Origin of the sequence: Cellulomonas triticagri (assembly GCF_003696205.1) — a bacterium.
Classification (GTDB): Bacteria; Actinomycetota; Actinomycetes; order Actinomycetales; family Cellulomonadaceae; genus Cellulomonas; species Cellulomonas triticagri.
In genome coordinates this window covers 1-25,170 of sequence record NZ_RFFI01000066.1, presented here as the reverse complement: position 1 = coordinate 25,170, position 25,170 = coordinate 1, and the positions used below count along the sequence as shown (strand labels likewise).

At 73.3% G+C, this 25,170-nt stretch carries 24 protein-coding genes; 10 read left to right on the top strand and 14 right to left on the bottom strand.

Going from position 1 to position 25,170, the window contains the following annotated elements:
• The 3 genes from EBM89_RS12485 to EBM89_RS12475 form a co-directional block, all read right to left on the bottom strand.
• On the bottom strand, positions 1–265 hold a 265-nt coding region (locus EBM89_RS12485; RefSeq protein WP_122149756.1), incomplete at its 3' end, for a DUF4040 domain-containing protein.
• Complete coding sequence (locus EBM89_RS12480; protein ID WP_122149755.1) at positions 262–561, bottom strand: cation:proton antiporter; 300 nt, start codon at positions 559–561, stop codon at positions 262–264. The genes EBM89_RS12485 and EBM89_RS12480, both read right to left, overlap by 4 nt.
• Positions 558–815 (bottom strand): monovalent cation/H+ antiporter complex subunit F, encoded by a 258-nt coding sequence (locus EBM89_RS12475; RefSeq protein ID WP_122149754.1) that lies wholly within the window; start codon positions 813–815, stop codon positions 558–560. Before EBM89_RS12475 ends, EBM89_RS12480 begins: the two co-directional genes overlap by 4 nt.
• Positions 816–1,190: 375 nt before the next feature.
• Here EBM89_RS12475 and EBM89_RS12470 point away from each other — a divergent pair, with 375 nt between their 5' ends.
• The 8 genes from EBM89_RS12470 to EBM89_RS12435 all read left to right on the top strand — a co-directional run bounded on the left by EBM89_RS12470 (position 1,191) and on the right by EBM89_RS12435 (position 9,530).
• On the top strand, positions 1,191–1,727 hold the full coding sequence (locus tag EBM89_RS12470) for a hypothetical protein (RefSeq protein ID WP_122149753.1): 537 nt from the start codon (positions 1,191–1,193) through the stop codon (positions 1,725–1,727).
• Positions 1,728–1,878: 151 nt separating this feature from the next.
• Complete coding sequence (locus EBM89_RS12465; RefSeq protein WP_122149752.1) at positions 1,879–2,751, top strand: DsbA family protein; 873 nt, start codon at positions 1,879–1,881, stop codon at positions 2,749–2,751.
• 59 nt (positions 2,752–2,810) lie between these two features.
• On the top strand, positions 2,811–3,869 hold the full coding sequence (locus EBM89_RS12460) for a LacI family DNA-binding transcriptional regulator (protein ID WP_122149751.1): 1,059 nt from the start codon (positions 2,811–2,813) through the stop codon (positions 3,867–3,869).
• A gap of 157 nt (positions 3,870–4,026) precedes the next feature.
• Entirely contained in the window at positions 4,027–5,286 is a 1,260-nt protein-coding gene (locus EBM89_RS12455) for an ABC transporter substrate-binding protein (RefSeq protein WP_122149750.1), read from the top strand.
• Between the two features lie 68 nt (positions 5,287–5,354).
• The gene (locus EBM89_RS12450) at positions 5,355–6,323 is read left to right on the top strand and encodes a carbohydrate ABC transporter permease (RefSeq protein WP_122149749.1); all 969 of its coding nucleotides are present in this window, start codon (positions 5,355–5,357) and stop codon (positions 6,321–6,323) included.
• On the top strand, positions 6,323–7,210 hold the full coding sequence (locus EBM89_RS12445) for a carbohydrate ABC transporter permease (protein ID WP_122149748.1): 888 nt from the start codon (positions 6,323–6,325) through the stop codon (positions 7,208–7,210). The genes EBM89_RS12450 and EBM89_RS12445 overlap by 1 nt, the downstream gene beginning before the upstream one ends.
• Entirely contained in the window at positions 7,210–8,508 is a 1,299-nt protein-coding gene (locus EBM89_RS12440; RefSeq protein ID WP_122149747.1) for a family 1 glycosylhydrolase, read from the top strand. The genes EBM89_RS12445 and EBM89_RS12440 overlap by 1 nt, the downstream gene beginning before the upstream one ends.
• Positions 8,505–9,530, top strand: coding sequence for a glycoside hydrolase family 43 protein (locus tag EBM89_RS12435; protein WP_122149746.1), 1,026 nt, complete (start codon positions 8,505–8,507; stop codon positions 9,528–9,530). Before EBM89_RS12440 ends, EBM89_RS12435 begins: the two co-directional genes overlap by 4 nt.
• 24 nt (positions 9,531–9,554) lie before the next feature.
• On the opposite strand, the gene EBM89_RS12430 is transcribed toward EBM89_RS12435, so the two are convergent.
• From EBM89_RS12430 to EBM89_RS12395, 7 genes are all read right to left on the bottom strand, one after another.
• The gene (locus EBM89_RS12430) at positions 9,555–10,289 is read right to left on the bottom strand and encodes an SDR family oxidoreductase (RefSeq protein ID WP_122149745.1); all 735 of its coding nucleotides are present in this window, start codon (positions 10,287–10,289) and stop codon (positions 9,555–9,557) included.
• 259 nt (positions 10,290–10,548) lie between these two features.
• Positions 10,549–13,161 (bottom strand): MMPL family transporter, encoded by a 2,613-nt coding sequence (locus EBM89_RS12425; RefSeq protein ID WP_122149744.1) that lies wholly within the window; start codon positions 13,159–13,161, stop codon positions 10,549–10,551.
• A gap of 50 nt (positions 13,162–13,211) precedes the next feature.
• The gene (locus tag EBM89_RS12420; RefSeq protein WP_158609656.1) at positions 13,212–13,859 is read right to left on the bottom strand and encodes a TetR/AcrR family transcriptional regulator; all 648 of its coding nucleotides are present in this window, start codon (positions 13,857–13,859) and stop codon (positions 13,212–13,214) included.
• Positions 13,860–14,050: 191 nt separating this feature from the next.
• Entirely contained in the window at positions 14,051–14,626 is a 576-nt protein-coding gene (locus EBM89_RS12415) for a DoxX family protein (RefSeq protein WP_122149742.1), read from the bottom strand.
• A 229-nt stretch (positions 14,627–14,855) separates the two neighbouring features.
• Entirely contained in the window at positions 14,856–16,685 is a 1,830-nt protein-coding gene (locus tag EBM89_RS12410; RefSeq protein WP_122149741.1) for a glycoside hydrolase family 2 protein, read from the bottom strand.
• A 115-nt stretch (positions 16,686–16,800) separates the two neighbouring features.
• Complete coding sequence (locus EBM89_RS12405) at positions 16,801–17,823, bottom strand: LacI family DNA-binding transcriptional regulator (protein ID WP_122149740.1); 1,023 nt, start codon at positions 17,821–17,823, stop codon at positions 16,801–16,803.
• A 718-nt stretch (positions 17,824–18,541) separates the two neighbouring features.
• The gene (locus EBM89_RS12395) at positions 18,542–19,264 is read right to left on the bottom strand and encodes a hypothetical protein (protein ID WP_147463544.1); all 723 of its coding nucleotides are present in this window, start codon (positions 19,262–19,264) and stop codon (positions 18,542–18,544) included.
• Positions 19,265–19,776: 512 nt separating this feature from the next.
• On the opposite strand from EBM89_RS12395, the gene EBM89_RS12385 reads away from it, so the two are divergent.
• Positions 19,777–20,937 (top strand): XRE family transcriptional regulator, encoded by a 1,161-nt coding sequence (locus EBM89_RS12385; RefSeq protein ID WP_199732098.1) that lies wholly within the window; start codon positions 19,777–19,779, stop codon positions 20,935–20,937.
• Between the two features lie 3 nt (positions 20,938–20,940).
• Positions 20,941–21,408, top strand: coding sequence for a DUF4411 family protein (locus EBM89_RS12380; RefSeq protein WP_199732097.1), 468 nt, complete (start codon positions 20,941–20,943; stop codon positions 21,406–21,408).
• Between the two features lie 143 nt (positions 21,409–21,551).
• Here the strand turns inward: EBM89_RS12380 and EBM89_RS12375 are convergent, their stop codons facing one another.
• The 4 genes from EBM89_RS12375 to EBM89_RS12360 all read right to left on the bottom strand — a co-directional run bounded on the left by EBM89_RS12375 (position 21,552) and on the right by EBM89_RS12360 (position 25,079).
• Positions 21,552–23,042 carry a DHA2 family efflux MFS transporter permease subunit gene (locus tag EBM89_RS12375; RefSeq protein ID WP_122149735.1) on the bottom strand — a complete coding sequence of 497 codons (1,491 nt, stop codon included), beginning with the start codon at positions 23,040–23,042 and terminating at the stop codon, positions 21,552–21,554.
• 123 nt (positions 23,043–23,165) lie between these two features.
• Positions 23,166–23,735, bottom strand: coding sequence for a PadR family transcriptional regulator (locus EBM89_RS12370; RefSeq protein WP_233571714.1), 570 nt, complete (start codon positions 23,733–23,735; stop codon positions 23,166–23,168).
• A gap of 61 nt (positions 23,736–23,796) precedes the next feature.
• Positions 23,797–24,306 (bottom strand): hypothetical protein, encoded by a 510-nt coding sequence (locus EBM89_RS12365; protein ID WP_122149734.1) that lies wholly within the window; start codon positions 24,304–24,306, stop codon positions 23,797–23,799.
• A gap of 38 nt (positions 24,307–24,344) precedes the next feature.
• On the bottom strand, positions 24,345–25,079 hold the full coding sequence (locus tag EBM89_RS12360; protein WP_122149733.1) for an SIR2 family NAD-dependent protein deacylase: 735 nt from the start codon (positions 25,077–25,079) through the stop codon (positions 24,345–24,347).
• Positions 25,080–25,170: the final 91 nt, after the last annotated feature.

The window sequence follows — 25,170 nt, the reverse complement described above, 5'->3', positions numbered from 1 at the left end:
TGGGCCGGTCCGCCGCCGGAGCGGGACCGCCCGCCCGGCCGCGCGCGGTCACCGCCGAGACCAGCAGCGCCCCGGTCGCCCCCGACGCGATCGCGGCCTCGGCCAGGGCCACGTCGGGCGCGCCGAGCCGCCCCCAGACCAGCGTGAGCAGCAGCCCGAGGACGAGGAACAGCATCACGCCCGCGGTGCGGCCGCGGGCGAGCAGCGTCGCGACGGCCGCGACGAGCACGGCGGCGGCGAGCAGCAGGTCGAGCGCGGTGGTCACGGCCCCTCCCCGCCGGGCAGGGCGTCGGGGGCGTCGGTGTGCGCGAGCAGCGCGCCGTTCGTCGCGGACGCGATCAGGGCCAGCGCCCACACCAGCACGAGCTTCGCGACCACGGCGGCACCGGGCAGCTGGAACGCGAGCCCCAGGACGACGAGCCCGAGCCCCAGGTTGTCCGCCTTGGTCAGCGCGTGCAGCCGCAGGCGGAGGTCGCCGAACCGCAGCAGGCCCACGGTGCCCGCCGTGACGAACACGCAGCCGGCCGTCACGAGCACCACGGTGAGGACGTCGAGGATCACCGGCGCCCCCGCTCGGCCGACACGCGGACGAGCACCGTCACCGCCGACAGCGCGACGAGCGCGAGCGCGGCGTCCCGCAGCGTCGGCACCCCGGTCGCGGCACCGAGCACCAGCAGGACAGCCGCACCGGTGGTCGAGAGCAGCAGCAGCGCGGACGTGCGGTCGCGCGTCGAGGGACCGCGCAGGACGCGCACCGCCGACACGACGACGTTGAGCACCAGCACGGACGCGGCGACCAGCAGGAACGTGGACATCGGCGTCTCCCCCGCGGTCAGAGTAGGAGCGCACGCGCCGACGCGCCCGTCGTCGTGCGCCCGGGCGCGCTCAGGCCCGCCCCGCGGGGGCGCGGACGGGCGTGCGGGTGCGGGTCGTCGTGCTCACCGTGCCTCCTCGTCGGACCGACCGGGTTGTCGTCGGGCGCGGCCGACGCGGACGGGCGGGGTCGGGTCCCGGGCGCCGTCCGGAGGAGTGCCGAGGGTAGGCACGCGGCGGCGTCCTCCCCGCTCCCGCGCGGCGCTGCGTAGGTGCTGGGGGTGCGTGGCGGGGTCCGTAGCGTGACGAGGACGGGACGGCCCCGGTGCGCGCCGCCCCGCGCCGCGCCCCGCCGCGCACCACCCCGAGGAGGTCCCGTGGCCCCGACACCCGCCGACGTCGCGACGGACGCCGTCGCCGCGCTCACCGCGCTGGCCCGGGAGCCGCGGGGTGCCCCGACCGCCGGGGGTGACCCGACCGAGGGGTGCTTCGCGGCGGCCCTCGCCCAGGTGCTCGCGGTGACCGCGGCCGACGTCGGCGGCCTCGGCGCCCTGCTGCGCGGCGTCACGGACCACCGCAGCGCCGGTCTCGTGCGACGCCTCGTGCTCAAGGCCGTGGGCGGCGACGAGTCCGCCCTGCCGGCCCTGCGCTCCGTGCCCGTGCGCGTCCACCTCGACCCCGCCGCCCTGCTGGGCGACGCGCCGGACGAGCCCGCCGTGCGGGCGCGGGCGGAGGCGTACGCGGCCGCGCTGCTCGCGGCCGTGCGCGCGGAGGCCCTGCGGCGGGGGTTCGTCGTCCCGGTCGTCGCGTCGACGGAGGCGGACGCCGTGCCGGACCCCCACGGCGTCGAGCTGCTCCGTGCGGCGCGGCGGGTCGTGCCGCTCCCGGCGGAGGCCGCGGGCGGCGCGGGCTGAGGTGGGCGGGCCGCGCTGGCCGCACCGGACCTGCGTGACCGCCGCGCGGGGTGCGTAGGTGGTGCGGACGGCGGCCGGATCGTCGGCGGAGGGGGTGGGTGCTGCGAGGCTGGCACGGTCCTGTCCCGGGGGCCACCGGAGGGGAGCCCCTGTGCCGCCGCGTCCGCAGTCCGTCCACGCCCGACCCCGCCGCGCCGCCGTCGGCGTGCTGCTCGCCGCGCTGCTCGCGGGGTGCGGCGTCCCGGGTATGGAGCCCGCGCCGCGGGCCTCCGACGCGGCGTCCTCGCCGGGCCCGGCGGCCGACGGCGTGCGCTACGGCGGCGGGGACGACGGTGTCGTCGCCCCGGACCTCGCGGACGTGCGGGCCCCCGCCACCGCGTCCGCGGACGGCAGCATCCCGGTCAGCGGCGCCGGGGTCGGGGTGGCCGGGGAGGGCGACGTGCGGGTCGACGTCTACTACGACCCGGCGTGCCCGTGGTGCCGGACGCTGGAGCTGCAGGAGGGCGTCGCGCTGCGTGCGCTCGTCGCGGACGGCGGCGTCACCCTCGTGCACCGGCCGCTCGCGTTCCTGGACGCCCGGTGGGGCGGCACCTACTCGACCCGCGCGGTGAACGCGCTCGCGCACGTCGCGGACGCCGACCCGGAGCGCTACCCCGACCTGCTGGAGGCGTTGCTCGTCCAGCAGCCGGAGGCGGGGGAGGCCGAGGGCCTGGACGACGACCGGATCGCCGCGATCGCGGCCGAGGTGGGCGTCGACCCCGCGGTGGTGTCCCGGTTCACCGATGCGACGACCACGCCGTACCGCGTCGCGCTGGACGACGGTGGCACCGAGGACCGCGCCGCGGCCGCGCGGACGTTCGCGCCGTGGGTGGCGGCGGCGACCCACCGGGCGGGTCTGGACCTGCCGGAGGTCACCGTGCCGACGGTGCTGGTCGACGGGCAGCCGGTGGGGGACTGGACCGAACCCGGCGTGCTCGTGACCGCGGTGCGGGACGCCCTGGCGGAGCGCGCTGCGGGCACCTGACCGCCGGATCGCGGGCGTCGCGTCCCCAGGCCCGCGGTTCAACGTTGTAACCTGCGCTGGTGGCGATCACTCCGGAGGGCCGGTCGGCCCCGACGTTGCGCGACGTGGCCGAGGTCGCGGGCGTGTCGTTCAAGACCGTCTCGAACGTGCTCAACGACCACCCCCAGGTGCGGGAGGCCACGCGGGTCAAGGTGCTCGCCGCCGTCGAGCAGGTCGGCTACCGACCGAACCTGGCCGCGCGGAACCTGCGGCTCGGCCGCAGCGGCGTGATCGGCCTCGCGGTCCCCGAGCTCAGCCAGGCGTTCTTCGCGCAGCTGGCCGACGAGGTGATCCGGATCGCCGCCGAGCAGGACCTGGTGGTCCTCGTCGAGCAGACCGGCGGCGAGCGCGAGAGGGAGCTCGAGGCGCTGCGCAACCCCCGGCTGTCGCTGACCGACGGCCTGCTGCTCGCCCCGCTCGGCCTCACGCACGAGGACCTGGCGCCGGACGCGGCCGGGCGCCCGCTGGTCGTGCTCGGTGAGCCGCTGTTCCCCGGCCCGGTCGACCACGTGACGATGCAGCACGAGGCGGCCGCCCGGGCCGCGACCGCCCACCTGCTCGCGCTGGGTCGGCGCCGCGTCGTGCTGCTGGGTGCCCACGCCGCGGAGGACACCGGGGTCGCCGCGCTGCGGTACGCGGGCTACCGGGCGGCGCTCGCGGACGCCGGTCTGCCGGTCGACGACGGGCTCGTGGTGCCGATCGAGACCTGGGACCGGCAGCGCGGCGCGGAGGCGATGGGACGGGTGCTGGACGCGGGCGTGCGGATGGACGCGGTGTTCGCGATGAACGACGACCTCGCGCTCGGGGCGCTGCGCTCGCTGCAGGAGCGCGGGCTCGCGGTGCCGCGCGACGTCGCGCTGGTGGGGTTCGACGACGTCGCCGACGGCCGGTACACCTTCCCGAGCCTGACGACAGTGGAGCCCGGGCGGCACGACATCGCCCGCATCGCGGTCACGATGCTGCGGGAGCGGATCGACGACCGGCCACGGGGCGACCTGGGGCCCCGGGTGGTGGCACCCGACTTCCGCCTGGTGGTCCGGGAGTCGACGGGGGCTGAGGTGCGCGCGCGCCGCGCCTGACCTGCGGCGTCCCGCCGCGGGGCTGCCGGCGGTCGTCCTCGCGTCGACGACCTCACCCGCCCACCGGGTTGACACGACCCCCCGCCGCCACGCAAGATCGCACTTACAACGTTGTCTTACAACGTTGTAAGCGGGCCCTCCCGAAAGGACGAACGCAATGAAGCGCACCCCCGCCCTCCTCGTCGCCCCGGTCGCCGCCCTGGCGCTCACCCTCACCGCGTGCTCCGGCAGCGGCTCCTCCGACCACGACGGTCCGGTCGAGCTCAGCTTCTGGCACGGGTACACCGAGGCCGACGGCGACGTGCTCCAGCAGATCGTCGAGGACTTCAACGCCGCCCACGAGGGCGAGATCACGATCTCGACCCAGGTGAACCCGTGGGACGTCATCGACGACACCTTCCTGCCCGCCCTGTCCGCGGACAACGGGCCCGAGATCGTGGCGATGCCGGCCGAGCGGCTGCCGGTCTACGCGGACCGCGGGGCCTTCGTCGACCTGGACGACTTCTACGCCGACGACGAGGCGACGCCCGACCTCAACGCCGGCGCGCTCGACATGGTGACGGTCGACGGCACCGCGTACGGCGTCCCGACCGGCTTCGTGCCGCTGACGATGTTCTACAACCAGTCCCTGTTCGACGCCGCGGGCGTCGCGGTCCCGACGACCTGGGACGAGTGGGTCGCCGCCGCCCAGGCGCTCACCGTCGACGAGGACGGCGACGGCACGCCCGAGCAGTACGGGCTCGCGCTGGCTGACCACGCCACCGTCGGCAACGGCGTCTGGCCGTCGCTGTTCTACGGCAACGGCGGGGCGATCGTCGAGGACGGCCAGGCCGTCATCGACTCGCCCGAGAACGCCGAGACGCTCGAGTTCTGGCACGACGCGATCACCGCCGGGAAGATCAGCCCCACCGGCGTCGACGGCGTGAGCGGCGACGGCCTGTTCAGCAGCGGCCGCGTCGCGATGTACATCGGCGGTCCGTGGATGGCGACCGTCTCCGAGGAGAACGGGATCGACTACGGCATCGCGCCCATCCCGGCCGGGCCCGAGGAGCAGGCGGCGTCCGCCATCGGCGTCTCCATGGCGCTGACCCGGCAGGCCGACCAGGCCCAGCAGCAGGCCGCGCAGGAGTTCTTCTCCTACTTCCTGTCCCGCGAGGAGTCCGTCGCGTGGGCGCTCGGCTCCGGCTGGCCCCCGCTGCGCACCGACGTCGCCGCCGACGAGGTGGACGAGAACCCGGTCGTCGCGGCGCTGACGGAGCAGGCCGAGCTGGGTCGCCCGCTGCTGCCCGGCGTCGTGAACAGCACCGACGTGCTCACGGCCGTCGACGACCTGACGCAGCGCGCGATGGCCGGTGAGCCCGTCGACGACCTGCTCGCCCAGGCGCAGACCGCCATCCAGGCGGCGCTGGACGACTGACCCCACCCGGACCGGCCGTCCCCGGACACCCCCTGGCCGGGGACGGCCTTCTCCCTGAGAGGTATGCCATGACCACCGCGCACGCGGCCGGCCCCCGCAAGCGGGCCTACCGCGCCCCCGCGCCCCTCGGCGGGCGCCCGGACCGGAGCCTGCAGCGCACCCGGACCGGCGGGCGCCGCAACCGCACGGCGCTCGCGTTCCTCGCGCCGGCCCTGATCATCATGGCGGTGTTCGTCGCCTGGCCGATGGTCTCCGCCCTCCAGCTCTCGTTCACCGACGCCAGCGGGTTCGGGCAGGCCGAGTGGGTGGGTCTCGACAACTACGCCCGGATCTTCACGGACGCCGACATCCGCGACGCCGTCGTGAACACCGTCGTCTACGCGCTGCTGTTCACACCGACGGCCGTGGTCGTGGCGCTCGCGCTGGCCCTGCTGCTGACGAACGACCGGCTCCCGCTGCGCGGGCTGTTCCGCACGTCGCTGTTCCTGCCGTTCATCATCTCGCTGGCCGTGGCCGCCCTGGCGTGGTCGTACCTGATCGACCCGCAGGTCGGGCTGCTGCACTACTGGCTGCGGGGGATCGGGATCGACCTGGGGAACGTCCTGCAGGACCCGACCCTGGCGATGCCCGCCGTCGCGCTGGTCGCGGTGTGGAAGAACTTCGGCTTCTACATGGTCATCTTCATGGCCGGCCTGCAGGAGATCCCGGGCTCGCTGTACGAGGCCGCCAAGATGGACGGCGCGGGCGCCTGGTCCCGGTTCCGGCACATCACGCTGCCGATGCTGTCGAACACCATGGCGTTCGTCCTCATCTTCGCGATGATCGCGGCGCTCCAGGCGTTCGACCAGATCTACGTGATGACCGGTGGCGGCCCCTACGGCAACACCCAGACCGTCGTCATGGAGATCTACGAGTCCGGCTTCCGCAAGCTCGAGCTCGGGTTCGCCTCCGCCCTGTCCTACGTCCTGCTGCTCGCGACGCTCGTGCTCAGCGTCGTCCAGTTCGTGTTCTTCGGGCGCCGCGAGAAGGAGTCCTGATGTCCGCCGCCACCCTCGCGCCGACCACCACCCCGGAGCGCCCCCGCGTCGTGCGGTCCGGCCGCCGTCGCGTCCGCGTCTCCACCGTCGTCATGACCGTCGGCATCGCGGTTACCACGCTGATCGTCCTGCTGCCGCTGTTCATCGTGCTGTTCACGGCGTTCAAGCCGACGGCGGAGGTGAACGCCTACCCGCCGACGCTGCTCCCCGACGCCTGGACCACGGCGAACTTCGAGCGGATCTTCACCGACCTGCCCTTCGCCCGGCTGATCGGCAACAGCTTCCTGTTCGCCGGCGGCGTCACGCTGTTCGCCGTCGCGTTCGACGCGCTGGCCGCGTACGCGCTGGCCCGGATCGACTTCCGGGGGCGGCAGGTGCTCCTCATCGCGATCATCGCGACGCTGATGATCCCCTTCCAGGCGACCCTGATCCCCGTCTACCAGATCGTCACCGACCTGGGCTGGGTCAACACGTTCGCGGGCCTCATCGTCCCGCGCGCCGCCGACGCGTTCGGCATCTTCTTCCTGCGCCAGTTCTTCATCGGCCTGCCGCGGGACCTCGACAACGCCGCCCGCATCGACGGCGCGTCCGAGCTGCGGGTGTTCTGGCAGATCGTCCTCCCGAACGCCCGGCCGGCGATCCTCACCCTGGCGATCTACATCTTCGTCAACAACTGGAACGACCTGCTCTGGCCGCTGGTCTTCACGACGCAACAGGAGATGGGCACCATCACCTCCGGACTCACCCAGCTCACCGGCCCGGGCGGCATCGTCCCCTACGGCGTCATGATGGCGGGCGCCCTGGTCGCCGTCGTCCCCCTGGTCCTGGCCTTCATGCTCGTGCAGCGCAAGTTCATCGAGTCCATCGCGACGACGGGGCTCAAGTGATGGGCGCGCAGCACCGCGGGCCGCGGTGGTACGAGGACGGCGCCCTGCACTTCGGGCTCGGCATCGAGGACACCTTCGTCCCGCAGAGCCGGCCGGGCGAGCGCGCGATCGACGAGTACGCGCTCACCGACCACTACACCCGGTACGGCGAGGACCTCGGCCTCGCCGCCGGGGCGGGCGCGACCTTCCTGCGCTGGGGCGTCCCCTGGTACCGGGTCAACCCCGAGCCCGGCCGGTACGACTGGACGTGGGTGGACCGCGTCGTCGACCGGTTCGGCGAGCTGGGTCTGCGTCCCGTGATCGACCTGCTGCACTACGGCACGCCGCTGTGGCTCGACGGGCAGTTCGCGCACCCCGACTACGGGCGGCACGTCGCCGACTACGCCGTGGCGTTCGCGGAGCGCTACGGCGACCGGGTCACCGACTACACCCCGGTCAACGAGCCGATGATCCACGCGCTGTTCTGCGGCGTCTACGGGTATTGGCCGCCCTACCTCACGGGGGACGACGGCCTCACGACGATGGTACGGGCCCTGGGCGAGGGCTTCGTGCGCACCCAGCGCGGCATCGCGGACGTGCTCGGCGAGGCGACCTTCATGCACGTCGACGCCTCGATGCGGTACGCGGGCGACGTGCACGGCGAGCACCGGGAGCGGGCCGAGCGGCTGACCCACCAGGCGCACCTCGTCGAGGACCTCGTGACCGGGCGCGTCGACGACCAGCACCCGCTGACCGCGGTGCTCCGCGCGCACGGGATGGACGACGCCACGCTCGCGTGGTTCGCCGAGAACGCCGTGCGACCCGACGTCATGGGCGTCAACTACTACCCGCGCATCTCGACCGAGGTGTTCGAGGAGGGCGTGCACCACGGCGGCGGGTTCGCGGACCCGCGCCCCGCCCAGGACGCGGGCGTCGCCGGGCTCGTCGAGGTGCTCCTCGAGGCCGAGCGGCGCCACGGCGTGCCGGTCATGCTCACCGAGACCGCCGTCACCGCGCCGGTCGCCGACCGTGTCGCCTGGCTGCACGAGTCCGTCGCCGCGATCCGCACGCTGCGCTCCGTCGGCCACCAGGTCGTCGGGTACACCTGGTGGCCGGTGTTCGACATGTACGAGTGGACCTACCGCCACGGCACCGCCGACCGCGAGGAGTACCTGCTGACCATGGGCCTCTACGACCTCGTCGAGGACGGCACGGGCGGGCTCGACCGCCGCCGCACGCCCGTCGCCGACACCTACCGGGCGCTGGCCACGGACGACCGCGCCAACGGGCGGCTCGCCGAGGGGCGGCGGGCCGCGTGACGGGGCAGGTGGGCGTGAACCCGGTCGTGCTGCAGCGCGCCGACCCGAGCGTGCTGCGGCACGGCGGGCAGTACTACTTCACGGGGTCGTACCCGGCGTACGACCGGATCGTGCTGCGCCGTGCGGAGCGGCTGGAGGACCTGCAGGCGGCCGAGGAGGTGACGATCTGGTCGGCGCACGCCGAGGGTCCGCAGAGCCACCTGATCTGGGCCCCGGAGATCCACCGGGTCGGCGGTGCCTGGTACGTGTACTACGCCGCCGCGCCGAACGACCACGGCACGGTCGACGTGCCGGGGACCGCGGAGACGTTCAACCACCGGGTGTACGTGCTGGAGAACACCGCCGACGACCCGTTCGAGGGCGAGTGGGTGGAGCGCGGGCAGGTCGACACCGGGTGGGAGTCGTTCGCCCTGGACGCCACCAGCGCCGTGATCGACGGGACGCAGTACCTGATCTGGGCGCAGCAGGCGTTCGACGTGCGCGGGCACTCGAACATCTACATCGCCCCGATGGCGGACCCGTGGACGCTGGCGGGTCCGGCCGTGGAGCTGACCCGCCCGGAGTTCGACTGGGAGGTCCAGGGCTTCTGGGTGAACGAGGGCCCCTCGGTGCTGGTCCAGGGTGGTCGGGTGTTCCTGACGTACTCCGGTGCGGCGACCGGGATCGACTACGCCATGGGCGTGCTCACCGCGGACCTGGGCAGCGACCTGCTGGACCCGGCGTCGTGGACCAAGAGCCCGACCCCGGTGTTCGTGTCCGACCCGGCCGTCGGGCAGTACGGGCCGGGGCACAACTCGTTCACCGAGCTGCCCGACGGCACGCCCGTGCTGGTCTACCACGCCCGGTCCTACACCCACATCGAGGGCGACCCGCTGTGGGACCCGAACCGGCACGCCCGCGCGCAGGTCCTGCCGTTCGACGAGCACGGCGACCCGGTGTGGGGCACGCCCGTGCCCGACACCCGCCCCGTCCCGACCAGCACCACCGTCCTCAGCCCCGCCGGACGACCGCCGAGCGCCTGATCCCCGAGCGGGGCGACCGGGCGCTCAGGCCATCCCGCCGTTGACGTACACCGTCTGCCCGTTGACCCAGCGTCCGCGCCCGGCGAGCAGCGACACCACCTCGGCGGTGTCCTCGGGCGTGCCGAGCCGGCCCATCGGGTTGGCCTGGGCGAGGCGCTCGACGGTCGCGTCGTCCTTGCCGTCGAGGAACAGCTCGGTGGCGGTCGGGCCGGGCGCGACGGCGTTCACGGTGATGTCGCGGCCGCGCAGCTCCTTGGCGAGCACGAGGCTGATCGCGTCGACGGCGCCCTTGGACGCGGCGTAGGCGGCGTAGGTGGGCAGCGCGAGCCGCGTGACCGACGTCGACAGGTTGATGATCGCGCCGCCGGCGCGGACCCGGCGCGCGGCCTCGCGGTCCACCACGAAGGTGCCGCGGATGTTGGTGCGGTGCATGCGGTCGAGGGCGTCGAGGTCCAGGTCGACCACGGGCTGCAGGATCATCAGCCCGGCGGCGTGCACCACCACGTCGACGCCGCCGAACGCGGCCTCGGCGGCGTCGAACGCGGCGGCGACCTCGGTCTCGTCGGCGACGTCGGCGCGCAGGGCGAGGGCCTGACCGCCCGCGGCGACGACCTCCGCGACGACGGCGTCGGCCTCGGCCTGCTGGCTGCGGTAGACGACGGCGACGGCCAGGCCGTCGGCGGCGAGGCGCGCGGCGACGGCGCGGCCGATGCCGCGGGAGCCGCCGGTGACGAGGGCGACGCGCTGCGGGGTGCTCATGGGGACGACCTCCGGGGTATCGGTGATATCGATGGGCTGCTATCGGAGGTCACGTTACGCGTGGCCGTCGCGGCATGCAACCGGCGATACGGCGTGAAAGCTATCGCTGGTATCGCGATCACGCCACGATGAAGCCGCGCGGTTGCGCACCCGGTGCGTTGCACAGCCGACCGGGTGGGGACGACGGAGCCCCGCCGCGCGCGCCGGCTGGCGTGCGGGGCGGGGCTCCGGTGGTCCGGGCGGACCCGGTCGTGCGGGATCAGGCCCGGTGCGTGGCGTCACCGTCGTGCGTCGTGTCCCCGGCGGGGGCGTCGACCGGGGCGGCGTCGGCGTGCGCCCCCGCGGTGGCCGTGCCCGGCACCGCCGCCATGTCGACGGTCCGGTGCGTCGGGTGCGGGTGGCTGCGCTCCAGCGAGGCACCCTCCACGTCGACGTCCGGGAGGATCTTGTCCAGCCACTTCGGGATCCACCACGCGGACTTCCCGGCGAGGTGCATGACCGCCGGGATCAGCAGCATGCGCACCACGAACGCGTCGAGCAGCACGCCGAACGCGAGCCCGAACCCGAGCGGCCGGATGATCGCGGACTCCGCGAACACGAACCCGGCGAACACGGACGCCATGATGATCGCCGCCGCGGTGACCACGACGCGTCCGGCGTGCAGGCCGCGCCGGACCGCCACCCGCGGGTCGACGCCGTGGGCGAACGCCTCGCGCATGCCGGACACCAGGAACAGCTGGTAGTCCATCGCGAGGCCGAACAGCACGCCGGTGACGATGATCGGCAGGAAGCTCAGCACCGGACCGGCGTCGTGCACCCCGAAGATCGAGCCGAGCCAGCCCCACTGGTAGATCGCGACGACGCCGCCGAGCCCCGCGAACAGGGACAGGACGAAGCCGAGCGTCGCCGTGACCGGCACGAAGATCGACCGGAACACGATGATGAGGATCAGCAGCGACAGGCCGACGACGATGCCCAGGTAGCCGGGCAGGGCGTCGGACAGCTTCTCGGAGACGTCGATGTTGGCGCTCGTGGAGCCCGCCACGCCGAGGGTCACGCCCTCGCCGGCGCCGGAGTCGCGCAGGTCGCGGACCAGCTGCTCGGTGCTCTCGCTGGTCGGGCCGTCGGCGGGCACGACCTGGAACGCCAGCACCGTGCCGGCCTCGTTGGCGCCGATCGGGGCGACCGCCACGACGTCGTCGAACGCCGCGAGCTCCTGCCCGATGCGCACCTGCTCGGCCACGACCTCGTCCTCGGTGACCGCCTCGGGCAGGTCGGCGACGACGAGCAGCGGGCCGTTGATCCCGGCGCCGAACTTCTCCGCCGTGATCGTGTACGCCTGGTACTGCGAGGACTCCTCCGGCTCGGAGGCGCCGGTCGGCAGGCCGAGCCGCATGTCCAGCGCCGGGATGGCGATGACCAGCAGCGCCGCGAGACCCGCGACGAGGGTGAGGACCGCGCGCGAGGTCTTCATCGGGGTGGAGGGGACCGGCTCGGGCTCCTCGTGACCGACGGTGGCGCGCAGCTTCTTCGGCAGCACCCGCAGCCCGATGCGGGACAGCAGCGCCGGGGTGAGGGTGACGGCGATCAGCACCGCGATGAGGATGCAGAACGCGCCGACGGTGCCCATGAGGCCCAGGAACGGGATGCCGGTGACGTTGAGCGCGAGCAGCGCGACGAAGACCGTCGTGCCGGCGAACACCACGGCGTTGCCCGCGGTGCCGTTGGCGAGGCCGATGGACTCCTCGAGCTCGACGCCGTCGCGCAGCTGGCGGCGGTGCCGGTTGAGGATGAACAGCGAGTAGTCGATGCCGACCGCGAGCCCGAGCATGATGCCGAGCACCGGGGTCACCGACAGCATGTCGACCGCGCCCGACAGGGCGAGCGACGCCACGGCGCCGATGCCGACGCCGACCAGGGCCGAGAAGATCGGCAGCGCGGCGGCGACCGCCGTGCCGAGCATGACCAGCAGGACGATCGCGGCGATGATCACGCCGACGACCTCGCCCGGGCCGAGCACGCTCGGGATCTCCTGCGTGAGGTCGTTGGACAGCTCGACGGAGGCACCCGCCAGGTCGGCGTCCTCGAACGCGGCCACGACCGCGTCCTTGGTGTCGGTGCTGACCTCGAACTGCGACTCGGAGAACGAGATGTTGCCGACGGCGGCGGACTCGTCGGCGGACAGCGTGCGCAGCCCGCTCGCGAGGTCCAGCAGCGCCGCGCCCTGCTCCAGCTGCGCGGACTGCGTCTCGAGCTCGGTGCGGCCCGCGTCGGCGGCCTGCTGCTGGGCGTCGAGCTCGGCCTGCTGCGCGTCGATCTGCGCCTGGCCGGCGTCGAGCTGGTCCTGGACCGCCGCGAGAGCCCCGGCGGCCTCGGCCTGCGCGCGCTGCGCGTCGAGCTGCTGCTGGGCCTGGTCGATCATCGCCTGGCCCGCGTCGAGCTGCGCCTGCCCGGCGTCGAGCTGCTGCTCGCCCGCGGCGATCTGCTCGCGGCCCGACTCGATCTGGGCCTGCTGGTCGGCCAGCTGCGCGGCGGTCGCGAACGGGTCGACGACGCCCGCGACGCCGTCGACCTCCGCGACGTCCTGGAGCGTGGCGCTGATGGCGGCGCGCTGCTCGTCGGTGAACGCGGCGTCGTCGTCCGTGTGGAAGACGACCGTCCCGCTGCCGCCGCTCGCGGCGGGGAACTCCTCGCGGAGCTGGTCGGTCACCTCCTCGGTCGCGGTGCCGGGGATGGTGACGGCGGAGGTGAGCGTGCCGCCGAACGCGAGGTACGCGCCCCCGGCGAGCAGCAGCACGACGACCCAGGCCGTGACGACGGTCCAGGCGCGGCGGGCGGAGAACCGCCCGAGCCGGTAGAGGAGTCCTGCCATGATCCGTGGTTCTCCCGCGGGGTTGTGGGGGTGTGGGGTGTGGCGGGGCGTCAGCGCTCCGGCATGTACCCGGCTCGGACGGAGTCGATGAGCCGGTCGACCAGGGAGTCCCACGCGGCGCGCGCGTCGGGCGCCGCGGGGTCGGTGGTGGTGCACCAGTGCAGCGCGATCACGGCGACGCCGTGCACCAGGGACGAGACGAGCAGCTGCACGTCGAGCGCGTCGGCGACGGGGTAGCGGCGCACCAGCTCGCCGGACAGGTGGTCGGCGACCCGGCTGAACGCCTCCTGGGCGAGGACGACGGCCCGGGGGTCGTTGCCCTCCGCGAGGGGGCCGAGCGCGCCGGCCAGGTAGGTGATCGCCTCGGGCAGGTCGGCGCCGCGCAGCGTGAGCGCGAGCTCGTCGAACATCGCCGAGCGGCTGCCGTCGCCGACCGGCGTCGTCGAGGCGACGGTCTGCACCTCGTGGATGACCTCGTTGAGCCGGGCGGTGCAGGTGGACAGGACGACGTCGTCGAGGGAGTCGAAGTGGTTGAACACCGTCCGCCTCGCGACGTCCGCCCGTGCGGCGAGCTCGTCGACCGAGAACTGCGCGTCGCCGCGCTCGCGCAGCAGCGCGTCGGCGGCGGCGAGGATCGCCTGCCGGGACCGCGCCTTGAGCGCGGCGCGCCGGTCGGTCACGGGGCTGGGCAGCGTCACGTCGAGGACGGTAAGCAGGTGAGTGCACGCGGTGCAACCGTGCACTGGGTGCAAACGGGCGGAAACGGGCCGAAGGTGACGCAGGTCACCAGGCGGGTGGGGCACGGGACGCGCGAAGGCCCCGTGCGGGTCGGCGGAGGGGGCCGACCCGGACGGGGCCTTCGAGGTGCGCGCCGTGCGGCGCGGGGGTGTCAGCGCAGCCAGGTGAGCTTCTGCACGATCGGGAGCTTGCGCCACCAGGTGCCCAGGCCCCAGGTGTCACCCGCGAAGACGAGGGCGAAGACGACCAGGGCGATGGCGTAGACGACGTGGTAGTCGACGACCGGGTTCGACGAGCCCGCGGCGAGCGGCCACTCGGCCAGCCACATCATCGCCATGATCAGCGAGCCGGCGACGGCCGAGACCCGCAGGCCGATGCCGAGCACGACGGCCAGGCCGACGCCCAGCATGCCGAGCATGAACAGCACGTCCGACGCGGGGCTGGCGATCGAGACGAAGAAGTCCTGCAGCGGGCCGGTGGCCGCGAACTGCAGGAAGCCCTGGCTCGGGGTGCCGCCGTTGACCCACGCGGCCTCCGAGGCCGTCGAGTAGCCGAGGCCGAAGGTCTTGTCGAGGAACGCCCACAGGAAGACGAAGCCGACGGCGATGCGCAGCGCCGCGGTGGTGCGGCGGGCCGCGACGGAGGTGATGACGTCCTCGCCGCCGCGCGGCGCGGTCACGGCGGTGGCCGCGGGGGTCGAGGTGGGGCGGCTGGCGGTGGTGGTCATGAGAGGCCTCGGTTCGAACGGTGCAGTTCTTGTGATGACTTTCTCAATGTCCTCCTGGTTCGGGGCACGGGTCCGGGCCCAAGGTCCCGACCTGCGCGGGGACCCCCTGCCGATCGGGTGACACCCGGGTCCCGACGCCCCGGTCGCCGGGACCAACGTCCCCGGCTCCGGGCGGGCGCAGCAGGCGACGAGGTCGCCACGTCGCCGTGACGGCCTCGTCGCCCGTGCCTCAGCCCGCGATGATCCGCCGGATCGTCTCCACCGGGAGCTTCGGCCGGCGGTCCTCGTCGCAGAGCCCGTTGGTCTCCAGCCCGGTGTCCGTGAGCTGGGTGTAGCAGAACCCGCGCAGCACCGTGGACTCCCGCACGGCCCCGAGCAGGTCGGTCAGCCGCGCCTCCAGGTCCTCGGCGGAGCGGGCCTCCGAGTAGCCCCACGACCCCTCGGGCGCGCCGGGTGCGTAGGAGACCCCGCCGAACTCGGTGAGCAGCACGGGGATCGTCCCGGGTGCGGGGGCGTCGCCGTCGACCCACATCCGCCGACCGGCGGGGCCGAAGGTCGCCAGCGTCGCGGCGGTCGCCGCCGCGTCCCCGTAGCGCTCGCGCAGCACGGCGCCGGTGTCGGCGTAGTCGTGCACGGTGAGCAGGTCGGAGTCGGTGTGCTCCCAGCCGTCGTTGGAGATGACGGGCCGCGTCGGGTCCAGCGCCCGGGTGAGCCCGGTCAGGGCGCGGGTGTACGCCCGCTGCGCGGGGTCGTGCGCGAGGTGCTGCACGCCCCAGGACTCGTTGAACGGCACCCAGGCGATGATGCTCGGGTGCGAGACGTCGCGGCGCACGAGGTCCAGCCACTCGCGGGTGAGCTGCGCGACGGCCTCGTCGCTGAACCGGTAGGCCCCGGCCGTCTCGGACCACACGGCCAGCCCGAGCACGTCGCACCAGTAGAGGTACCGGGGGTCCTCGACCTTCTGGTGCACGCGCACGGTGTTGAAGCCGAGCGCCAGCGTGAGCTCGACCTCCTCCTTCAGTGCCTGCGGGCTCGGCGGGGTGAGGTGCGACTGCGGCCAGTAGCCCTGCTCCAGGACGGCGCGCAGGTGGAACGGCCGGTCGTTGAGCAGCAGCCGGTCGCCGTCGGCCTGCACGGACCGCAGGCCGCAGTAGGCGTCCACCGCGTCGAGCACGGTGCCGTCGGCGTCGAGGACCTCGACGTCGGCGTCCAGCAGCACCGGGCGGTCGGGGGACCAGAGCAGGTGCTCGTAGACCTGGCCGTTGCGCTGCCGGGGCAGGGCGACGCCGACCTCGGCGGTGACCCGGTCGACGGGCACCTCGGCGGCGCCGAGCACCTCCCCGTCGTGCGAGACCCGCACGCGCACGCGGGTGCCCGCCGGGGCGACGGCGCGGAGCCGGACCTGCACGTCGACGCGGGCGCCGGGCACGTCGGCCCGCCAGACCAGGGCGTCGACGGCGACGGCGGGGACCCGCTCCAGCCACACGGTGCGCCAGATGCCGGACGTGCGGTGGTACCAGATGACGTGCTGCTCGGGCTCCCAGTCCTGCTTGCCGCGGGGCTGCTCCACGTCGGTGCGGTCGTCCACGGCCCGGACCACGAGCACGTGCGCGTCGGCGGGGACGGCGGGGTCGAGCAGGTCCGTGACGTCGACCGTGAACGGGGTCTGACCGCCCTCGTGGCGCACGGCGTGCTGCCCGTCGACCCAGACGTCGGCCTCGTGGTCGACGGCACCGAGGTGCAGCAGCAGCCGGTCGGTGCCCGGGCGCGCGGGGTCGACGCCGTCGGGGACGGTGATCGTCCGGCGGTACCAGAGCGCGGCGTGGTCGCCGTGGTCGGCGATGCCGGACGCGGTGGACTCGGGCGGGAACGGCACGGTGATCTCCCGGTCGAACGGGTCGCCGCCGGCGGTCGCGCCGTCGGGGCGGTACCAGCGCTCGCGGAGCCCGGCGTCGGCGTCGTCGAAGCCGAACTGCCACGGGCCGTCGAGCGACCACCACCGGTCGGGGCGGATCATCTGGGGCCGGGGGTGCAGGCCTCGGTCGGGTGCTGACGTCATCGTCGTCCTTCGGGTGTGGGTGCACGGCTGCGGGCGGTGCCAGTTTGCCACGTGGCAAACGCACGCGTCACCTGCGGGGCCCGGCGGGCCCCGTCGGCGCCTCGGGGGCCGGAGATCAGGCGGGGGTGGACTCGCGCAGCACGAGGGCGTGGGGAACGGTGATGTCGTGGGCGGGCGCCTCCGCCTCGCCACCGTCCAGCCGGGCGACGACGCGGGCGACGGCGGCGCGCGCGATGGCCTCGCGGTCGGGCCGTACGGTGCTCAGCGACGGCGTGAGGTACCGGACCTCCTCGACGTCGTCGAAGCCGAGCACGGCGACGCCCTCCGGCACCCGCACGCCGCGCTCCAGGCAGGCCCGCAGCGCGCCCGACGCGAGCAGGTCGCTGAAGCAGAACACCGCGTCCGGCGGCTCGGCGTTCGTGAGCAGCGCGGACATCGCGGCGTGGCCGTGCGCGCGCTCGTAGGACGGGACGTGCCGCAGCAGCGCGGGATCGACCGGCAGCCCGGCGTCGGCGAGCGCCCGCCGGAAGCCCTCCGCCCGCTGCGCGGCGGTCTGCTCGTGCGCGTCCTGCAGGCCGATCGCGGCGATCCGGCGGCGGCCGCCCGCGATCAGGTGCGCCGTCGCCTCGCGCGCGGCCGCGACGTTGTCGATGTGCACGTGGTCGGCGGTGGTGCCCACGGTGCGCTCGCCCAGCAGCACGACAGGGCGGCCGGGCTCGGCGCGGAGCAGGTCCTCGGCCGTGAGCGCCAGGGGGCTGAGCACGAGGGCGTCGAACGCGGCGCCGCGCGGCCCGCGCAGCAGCAGCTCGCGCTCCCGGTCGGGGTCCCCGTCGGTCTGGTCGACGACCACGGTGAACCCGACGGCGGTGGCCTCGCGCACCACGGCGCGCGCGAGCTCCGCGAAGTACGGCTGGTCCAGCGCGGGCAGCACCAGGCCGAGCAGCCCGGTGCGCCCGGTCCGCAGCGTGCGCGCGGCCGCGTTGGTCCGGTACCCGAGCTCGTCGATCACGGCCTGCACCCGCGCGCGGGTGTGCGGGGCGACGTGCTGGTAGCCGTTGACGACGTTCGAGACGGTCCGCGGGGACACCCCGGCGACCCGCGCGACCTCGTGCAGCGTCACCGCACCGCCTCGACCCATGCGGGGCACCCTAGCGGTGCGGGGTCACGGTCGTCGTGGCCGACGACGGACCAGGAGTCCGGGGCCTCGAGCCCGTCCGGTGCGCACGCCAGGCGGCGCCGACCGCGCCCGCGGCGAGCAGCACGCTCGCGAGCACGAGCGCGACCGCCGCCCGTGGCATGACCGCGCTCAGCCCCAGGCACCCGGATCCGGCGACGAGCAGCCCCGAGGCCACCAGCCGGTGACGCGGTCGATCTTCCTGCGTACCCACGTGCGTCCTCCCCTGCTCGGACCTGCACGCAGGTCGTCGTGACGGCGACGATCGCGGCTCGGTCTCGGCCTGGGATGCCTCCTCGGGGGAGAACCACTCCCGTGACCGGAGGTCAGCCACCAGGTGCCAACTAGGACGAGAACTAACCAGGTGAGAGGACTCGTCTCATCGCGCGATGCCGCGTCTCCGCAGTTCAGGCGTTGCGTCGAGGACGCCTCGATGTCGTCGGTGTCGGTCCAGGCCCATGACGTTGCACCAGGTCACCGTCCAGACCTCTCATCAGATGAGAGTTTCTCGCGTTACGTCCGCGCAGTCGGGAGCGGATACAGCGCGTATGCACAGTCGCCGCGCCGCAGTGCGACGCCGGGTCCGGGTCTTCCAGCGAGAGCCGGAGCGAGGTCAGTCGCAGAGGTCAAACGGGCAGCGCCCCACCCCCGCGGGGTGAGGCACTGCCCGCTCGATGTTCGGTCAGAAGTGCTTCACGCGGTAGATCGTCTCGCCGCTGCCGGCGAACTGCATGTAGAAGTCCTCGGGAAGGCCCTGGCAGTTTCCCGGACCCGACCCAGCGCAGACCTCGGACTTGATGTTGCGCGGGCCGGCGAAGAGCGTCGAGTTCGTCGACGACCAGGACGGGTTCGTCACGTCATTCGTGCCCGTAAGGCTCCGATTGGAGCCCGAGCTCCGGATGATGCACGACTTGTTGTCCCCGCTGTCGGTGCACCCGAGCCCGGGGGCGAGATAGAACGGCGTGATCGCCGACTCGCTCCGGTACTGGACGGAGGTGATCGCATCTGCGTCGACGTCCCACGTCATGATGCGCGGCCCGTCGCCCTGCAGCACCGCGATGTCCGCGTCTTTGAGGTCTCGCGTCACGTACGCGGCACGCTCCTCTGCCTGCATCTGCAGATCGCTGGCGGACTCGCCGCCCGAAGTAGCCACCGAGACCGGCAGGCCGAGCGATGTGTCGACAAGCACGGAGTCAGCCAGCAGACCCTGTCCCGAGAATCCTCCCGAGTCGTCCGCCGCAGCAGGGATCGCGGCTCCAGCGATCCCGACGACGAGTGCACCGATCACGGCGAGTTGCCGCTTGAAACTACGCATATTGCCCCCTGGTACGAGTTGCGTCATTGCCTTATTAACGCTATCGTCGAACAGGAGCGCTGGCAAGGGGGTATTTTCAGTGGCATTCATCGGAAATCCCGGTCCCATGCCGACCGAGAACGCACTCGACGCTCTTCGCGACGCGGGCGACCGTGATCGAGGGGCAAAATCGAGGGCAGCGTGCATTCTGACTTCGTTTGCAGTACTGATGCTCGCGGCGATCAGTTTTTTCAGCGACAGGCAGACGTTTCCGGGGTTCGCATTTACGCTGTCCGGGATCGCCCTCTTGGTCGCGTCCGTTGCGTTCCTTCGCTCTCCGAGGCACAGGCGTCGATCATCTGTGCTTTTCGGAGTAGCCGGCCTCATCCCTGCGTTGGCGGCCGCCGTGCTCTGACCGACGCATGCCGTCGGTTAGCCCAGGAGACCGGCGGCCTGCTCTCGTATCGGCCTGGCGCCGCGAACGCCTGGCTCGGAGAGTCGGCGGTGTCTTGGAGACCTCCCGGAGTGACCTCGAGGAGACTGCTCGGATTCCGCCCGGATGACGGACCGCGATGAGAGGATCGGCCCATGGCCGCCTCGATCCCGTTCTCGTGGAGCCCTCTGTGCTCCGCTGGGCGCGGGAGACGATCGACCTGTCACCGCTGGCTGCCGCTCGAAGACTGGATCTCCCAGACGACCGAGTGACCGCGTGGGAAGCAGGCGAAGCGCAGCCCACCGTTGCGCAGTTGCGCCGTGCCGCCAAGCTCTACAAGCGATCGCTCGGCGTCTTCTTCCTGCCAGCGCCACCCGAGGGTTTCGACACGCTGAGGGATTTCAGGCGTCACGAGGGTGCTGAGGCGGGGCCGTGGTCACCGGCGCTCCATGCCGACTATCGCCGAGCCCATGACCAGCGGGCTCACTTCCTCGAACTCGCAGAGTTGGAGGACGTGCCGGTCGTCTCCGGCTGGAAGTTGGGGAACCCCGCGGCGTCAGACGAAGGTCTCGCCGCGGCCGCCCGCATGAACCTGCTGAGCCACAGTCCCATGCCACTCCCCCGTGGCGTGGGCACTGTGTACGACCACTTGAACGCGTGGGTCGCGGCGTTGGAGACGGCGGGCGTTCTCGTCATGGCGACGGCAGCAGGGCGCGTCGCGCCAACGGAGATGCGTGGCTTCTCGCTCTACTTCGATGAAGCCCCGGTCATCATGGTGAACGGAGCGGACGCCGCCCGGGGACGCCTGTTCACGCTGCTCCATGAGTACGCGCATCTGCTGTTGCACACCGAAGGGCTGTGCGACACGGTCACGGACTTGCGTGCCACGACTCCGGACCGCCGCCTGGAGGCGAGGTGCAATGCGATCGCCGCCATGATGCTGATGCCGGCCGGCGATGTTCTCGCATCGCCGCAGGTCGCTGCCCGAATCAATGCTCGGGACTCCTGGGACTACGCCTCACTGGCCGCCGCGGCCGCCCCATTCGGGGCAAGCGCTGAGGCAATGCTCCGCCGTCTGGTCGCGCTCGGCCGCGTCGACGCGGCCTTCTACAGCGCGCGTCGAACCGAGTTCCTGGCCCGCTACGAGGAGGAAGAGCTCAGGGCACGGCCGCCCGGAGGTGACTGGTACCGGAATACGGTGCGTGACTTGGGGAAGGGCTACGTACGTACGGTCGCCGATGCCCACCGCCGGCGAGTGATCGACAGCTACACCGCCGCCACCTACCTGAACGCCAAGGTGAGCCAGATCCCTAGGCTCGCGAGCACCGCCGCTCTACGTACGGCGGTGTAGCCGATGGTGTTCTACTCGTTTGACACGAGTTCGTTCCTCAATGGTCAACGCGACCTGTTCCCGCCTGCCACGTTCCCAACGCTGTGGGAGAACATCGCAGCGATGATTGCGGCCGGAGACGTCCGATCCATCGATCTCGTACGCGATGAGCTTGAGGCGAAGGACGACGATGTACCGCGATGGGCGAAGGAGCAGGCTGACCTCTTCGTCCCGCTCACGCAGGACGTCCAGGTTTCGGTCCGCGAGGTTCTCGCGGAGCATCAGAAGCTGATCGGGGTCGGCAGCGGCCGCAGTGGGGCTGACCCGTTCGTCATCGCGCTCGCGCGAGCGCGCTCTGGCGCCGTGGTTACCGAAGAACTGCTGAGTCGAAATCTCAACAAGCCCAAGATCCCTGACGTGTGCGACGCGATGGGAGTCCGTCGACTCAACCTCATGCAGTTCATTCAGGAGCAGGGTTGGGTATTTCGCTAACGCTTGCGCGGTTCCACAGCGCTGTCACGCCGCGCGTGCTACTTGTCTCAACTTGATACGTCTCTGTACCAGTCGCGCGACGGCGAGAGGGGAGCGAGGACCGCGGCCCCGACGCGGGGCGGCGTCGGGGTCGCGGTCCCGGGTCAGGCGGAGGCGGTGGACCGCTCCGCCACCGGCGCGGCCGGGGTGCGCTGCGGGGCCGCGAAGAACGCGACCAGGACCGCACCCACCAGCGCGACGGCGGCGGGCAGCAGCAGCGCCTGCGCCATCGCGTCGGCGAAGCCGGCCGCCAGCGCCGGCGGGATCGCGCCCGCTGCCTCGGCGGCGCCGGTGGACCCGGCGGCGTCCGGGCCGAGCGTCGCGACCAGGCGCGCCTGGATCAGCGCGGCGATGGCCGCCGAGCCGAGGACGGAGCCGATCTGCCGGGTCGTGTTGAACACGCCCGAGCCCGCACCCGCGAGCTGGCGGGGGAGGTTCCGGGTCGCCGTGGAGGAGATCGGGGCCCACAGGCACGCGTTCGCGACGCCGAGCACCGCGGACGGCAGCAGCAGGCGCGCCCACTGGTCGGCGTCCGGGGTGATCCAGAAGAAGAACCAGACCAGCGCGGCGGCCTGCAGCAGCATGCCGGTCAGGGCGATGGTGCGCGGGTCGGCGGTGTCGACGCGGCGGCCGATCACCGGAGACAGCACGAGCGTCATGACGGCCATCGGCGCGAGCATGAGCGCGGACCGGGTCGGCGAGAAGCCGAGCACGAGCTGGTAGTAGAAGACCAGCGGCAGCGACATCGCCGTGACGGCGAACCCGAGCGTGCTGATCGCGCCGTTCGCCAGGGCGAAGTTCCGGTCGCGGAACAGGCCGAGCGGCAGCAGCGGCTCGCCGCGGGTGCGGCCCTGGTGCCAGACGAACAGGCCGAGGACGAGGACACCCGCGCCGACCAGGCCCCACACGGGCAGCCAGCCGCCGATGAGGCCCCAGTCGTAGGTCTCGCCCTCCTGGATGCCGAACACCAGCAGGAACATGCCGAGCGCGGACAGCACGACGCCGGGCACGTCGAACCGGTGCGCGTGCGTCTCCAGGCGCGGCACCAGCCGCCATGCGAGCACGAACGCCACGATGCCGACCGGCACGTTGACGAAGAAGATCCACTCCCAGCCGAGGCCGTCGACCAGCACGCCGCCGAGGATCGGGCCGACGAGGGTCGCGACGCCCGCGACGGCACCCCACAGGCTCATGGCCTTGCCGCGGGAGTCCGGCGGGAACAGCCGGGTGATGACGGCCATCGTCTGCGGCGTCATCAGCGCGGCGCCGAGGCCCTGGACGGCGCGCGCGGCGATCAGCGCGCCGATGTTCGGCGCCAGGCCGCAGGCGAGCGACGCCAGCGTGAAGACCACCAGGCCCGTGAGGTAGACGGGCTTGGGCCCGAACCGGTCGCCGAGGCGCCCGGTCACGAGCAGGGGAGCGGCGTAGGTCAGCAGGTAGGCGCTGGTGACCCAGATGACGGCGTCGATGTCGGTCCCGAGGCCCTGCATGATCGCGGGGTTGGCGACGGAGACGATGGTCGTGTCGACCAGGATCATGAAGAAGCCCACGACCAGCGCCCAGAGGGCGGGCCAGGGTCGGACGTCGGTGGACATGGTTCCTCGCAGGCGGGTGTCGGGAGGGCGTACGGCGGGGGCCGCTCGGGCGGGTCGGTCGCGGGACTGCCGCCGGGCGCGAGACCGGGCGGCGGGGGCCGTGGCCGGTCGGGCGCCCGGTCGTCACCAGGCGATGGCGCCGGACTCGATGCCCTCGATGAACGTCGCGATCCACTGCGACTCGGTCTCGTAGATCGCGATCTGGTAGGTCAGGTCGACCCAGTAGCGGGCCGGGAGCTGCTTGGCGGTGACGGTCTCGACCCCGCCGCGCAGCGTGGCGAGCTCCGCGTCGAGCCTGCCGCGCCGGTCGCGGAGCAGGTCGAGGACGGTCTCGCGCGGCAGGTGGTGCGCCTCGGACAGGGCGAGCGGGAGGCGCGGGTACTCGTTGACGGGGGCGGCGATCATCGCGGCGAGCGCGTCGGCGAGCGCCGTGCGACCGTCGTCGGTGATCTCGTAGGTGGTCCGCTCGGGACGGTTGCCCGCCCGCTCGGTGCCGGTCGCCCGGATCAGGCCGTCCCGGTGCAGGCGGTCGACGCAGTGGTAGAGCGACCCGGGCCGGACCTTGACGATCCGGTCGGTGGCGCGCTGCAGCAGGACCTGGTGCAGCTCGTAGGGGTGCATCGGGCGCTGCACGAGCAGCGCGAGGGTCGCCACGGCCAGGGCCGTCAGCGCGCTGCGGGGGGTGGTGGGCACGATTGCTCCTCGTCGACTAGTCCACGTGGACTATACGACGTCTGCATCGTGCACGGAACCCTCAGGGGGCGGTGGTGTCCGCCAGCAGCCGGACGAGCAGCCCCTCGGAGAACCACTGCGACCGGTCCGTCCCGTCCGGCCGCTCGGCCGGGTCGCGCAGCCCGCGGTCCGCCATCAGCTGGACCGCCCGGCCCTCGACCACGCCGAAGGCGTGCGCCCCGACCGCACCGACGCCGTCCAGGCGCTGCACCGACGACAGCAGGTCCGCCACCCCGACGGCCTCGAGGGCTGCCTCCAGGTCGGGCAGCGCCTCGGTGGCGGTCGTCGCCACGCGCCAGCACCGCTGGATGCCGCCGAGGTCCGGCGTCGGGCAGGGGACCGGCTCGTACACGTCCGGGAGCCGGACGGCCGCGGCGGCCTCCTCGATCGCGGCGCGCTGCGCGGGCCAGCGCTGCTCGGCGACCACCTGACGCGCCGCGTCGACCCAGTACGGTCCCATCCACAGCGTGAACGCCACCGCGGCGAGGCTCAGCGGGACGGCGATCAGCACCGCCGGGCGGGTCCGGGACATGCTGCGCTCATCGGCACGCGACCGTGCCGTCGTGCGCGTCAGGGCCGGGCGAGCAGCTCCGCGACCAGCGCCGGGACGGCCGTCTCGATGGGCTCGCGGACCACGCGGTCGGCCACGTGGTCGTACGGGGTCGGCTCGGCGTTGACGATCACGACCTCCGCGCCGACCTCGGCGGCCAGGCCGGCGAGGCTCGCGACCGGCTGCACCGTGAGCGTGGTGCCGATGGCGAGCAGCACGTCGCCGTCCTGCGCGGCCGCGATGGCGCGCTCCAGGGGACGGTCCGGCAGCCGCTCGCCGAAGTAGACGACGTCGACCTTGAGGATCCCGCCGCACACCGCGCAGCGCGGGTCGGGCTCGGCGTCCAGCCGCGCGAGCACGTCCGGGGTCGGCTGCCGGTCGCCGCACGCCAGGCAGGAGGTCGTGCGCAGGTCGCCGTGCAGCTCGACCACGTCGGCCGGGTCGGAGCCCGCCGCCTGGTGCAGACCGTCGAAGTTCTGGGTGAGCAGGGCCTGGAGCCGGTCGGCCCGGGCGAGGTCGACCAGCGCGCGGTGCGCCGCCGACGGGCGCGCCGACCACACCGGGTGGTCCCGCCACGCGGCCCAGCCCCGCCGCCGGACGTCCGGGTCGGCGACGTAGCGGCCGATCTCCAGCAGCTCGGCCTGGTCCGGGTGCCGGGTCCAGGTCCCGTCCGGACCGCGGAAGTCGGGGATGCCGGAGCCGGTGGAGATGCCGGCTCCGGTGAGGACCGTGACCCGGAGACCGGGGGCGGGCATGTGCACGGTCAGCGACCGCCCCGGCGGCCACCGCGCCCGCCACCGCTGCCGCGTCCGCCGCGGGGTGCACCGCCGCGCCCGCCGGGCTGGC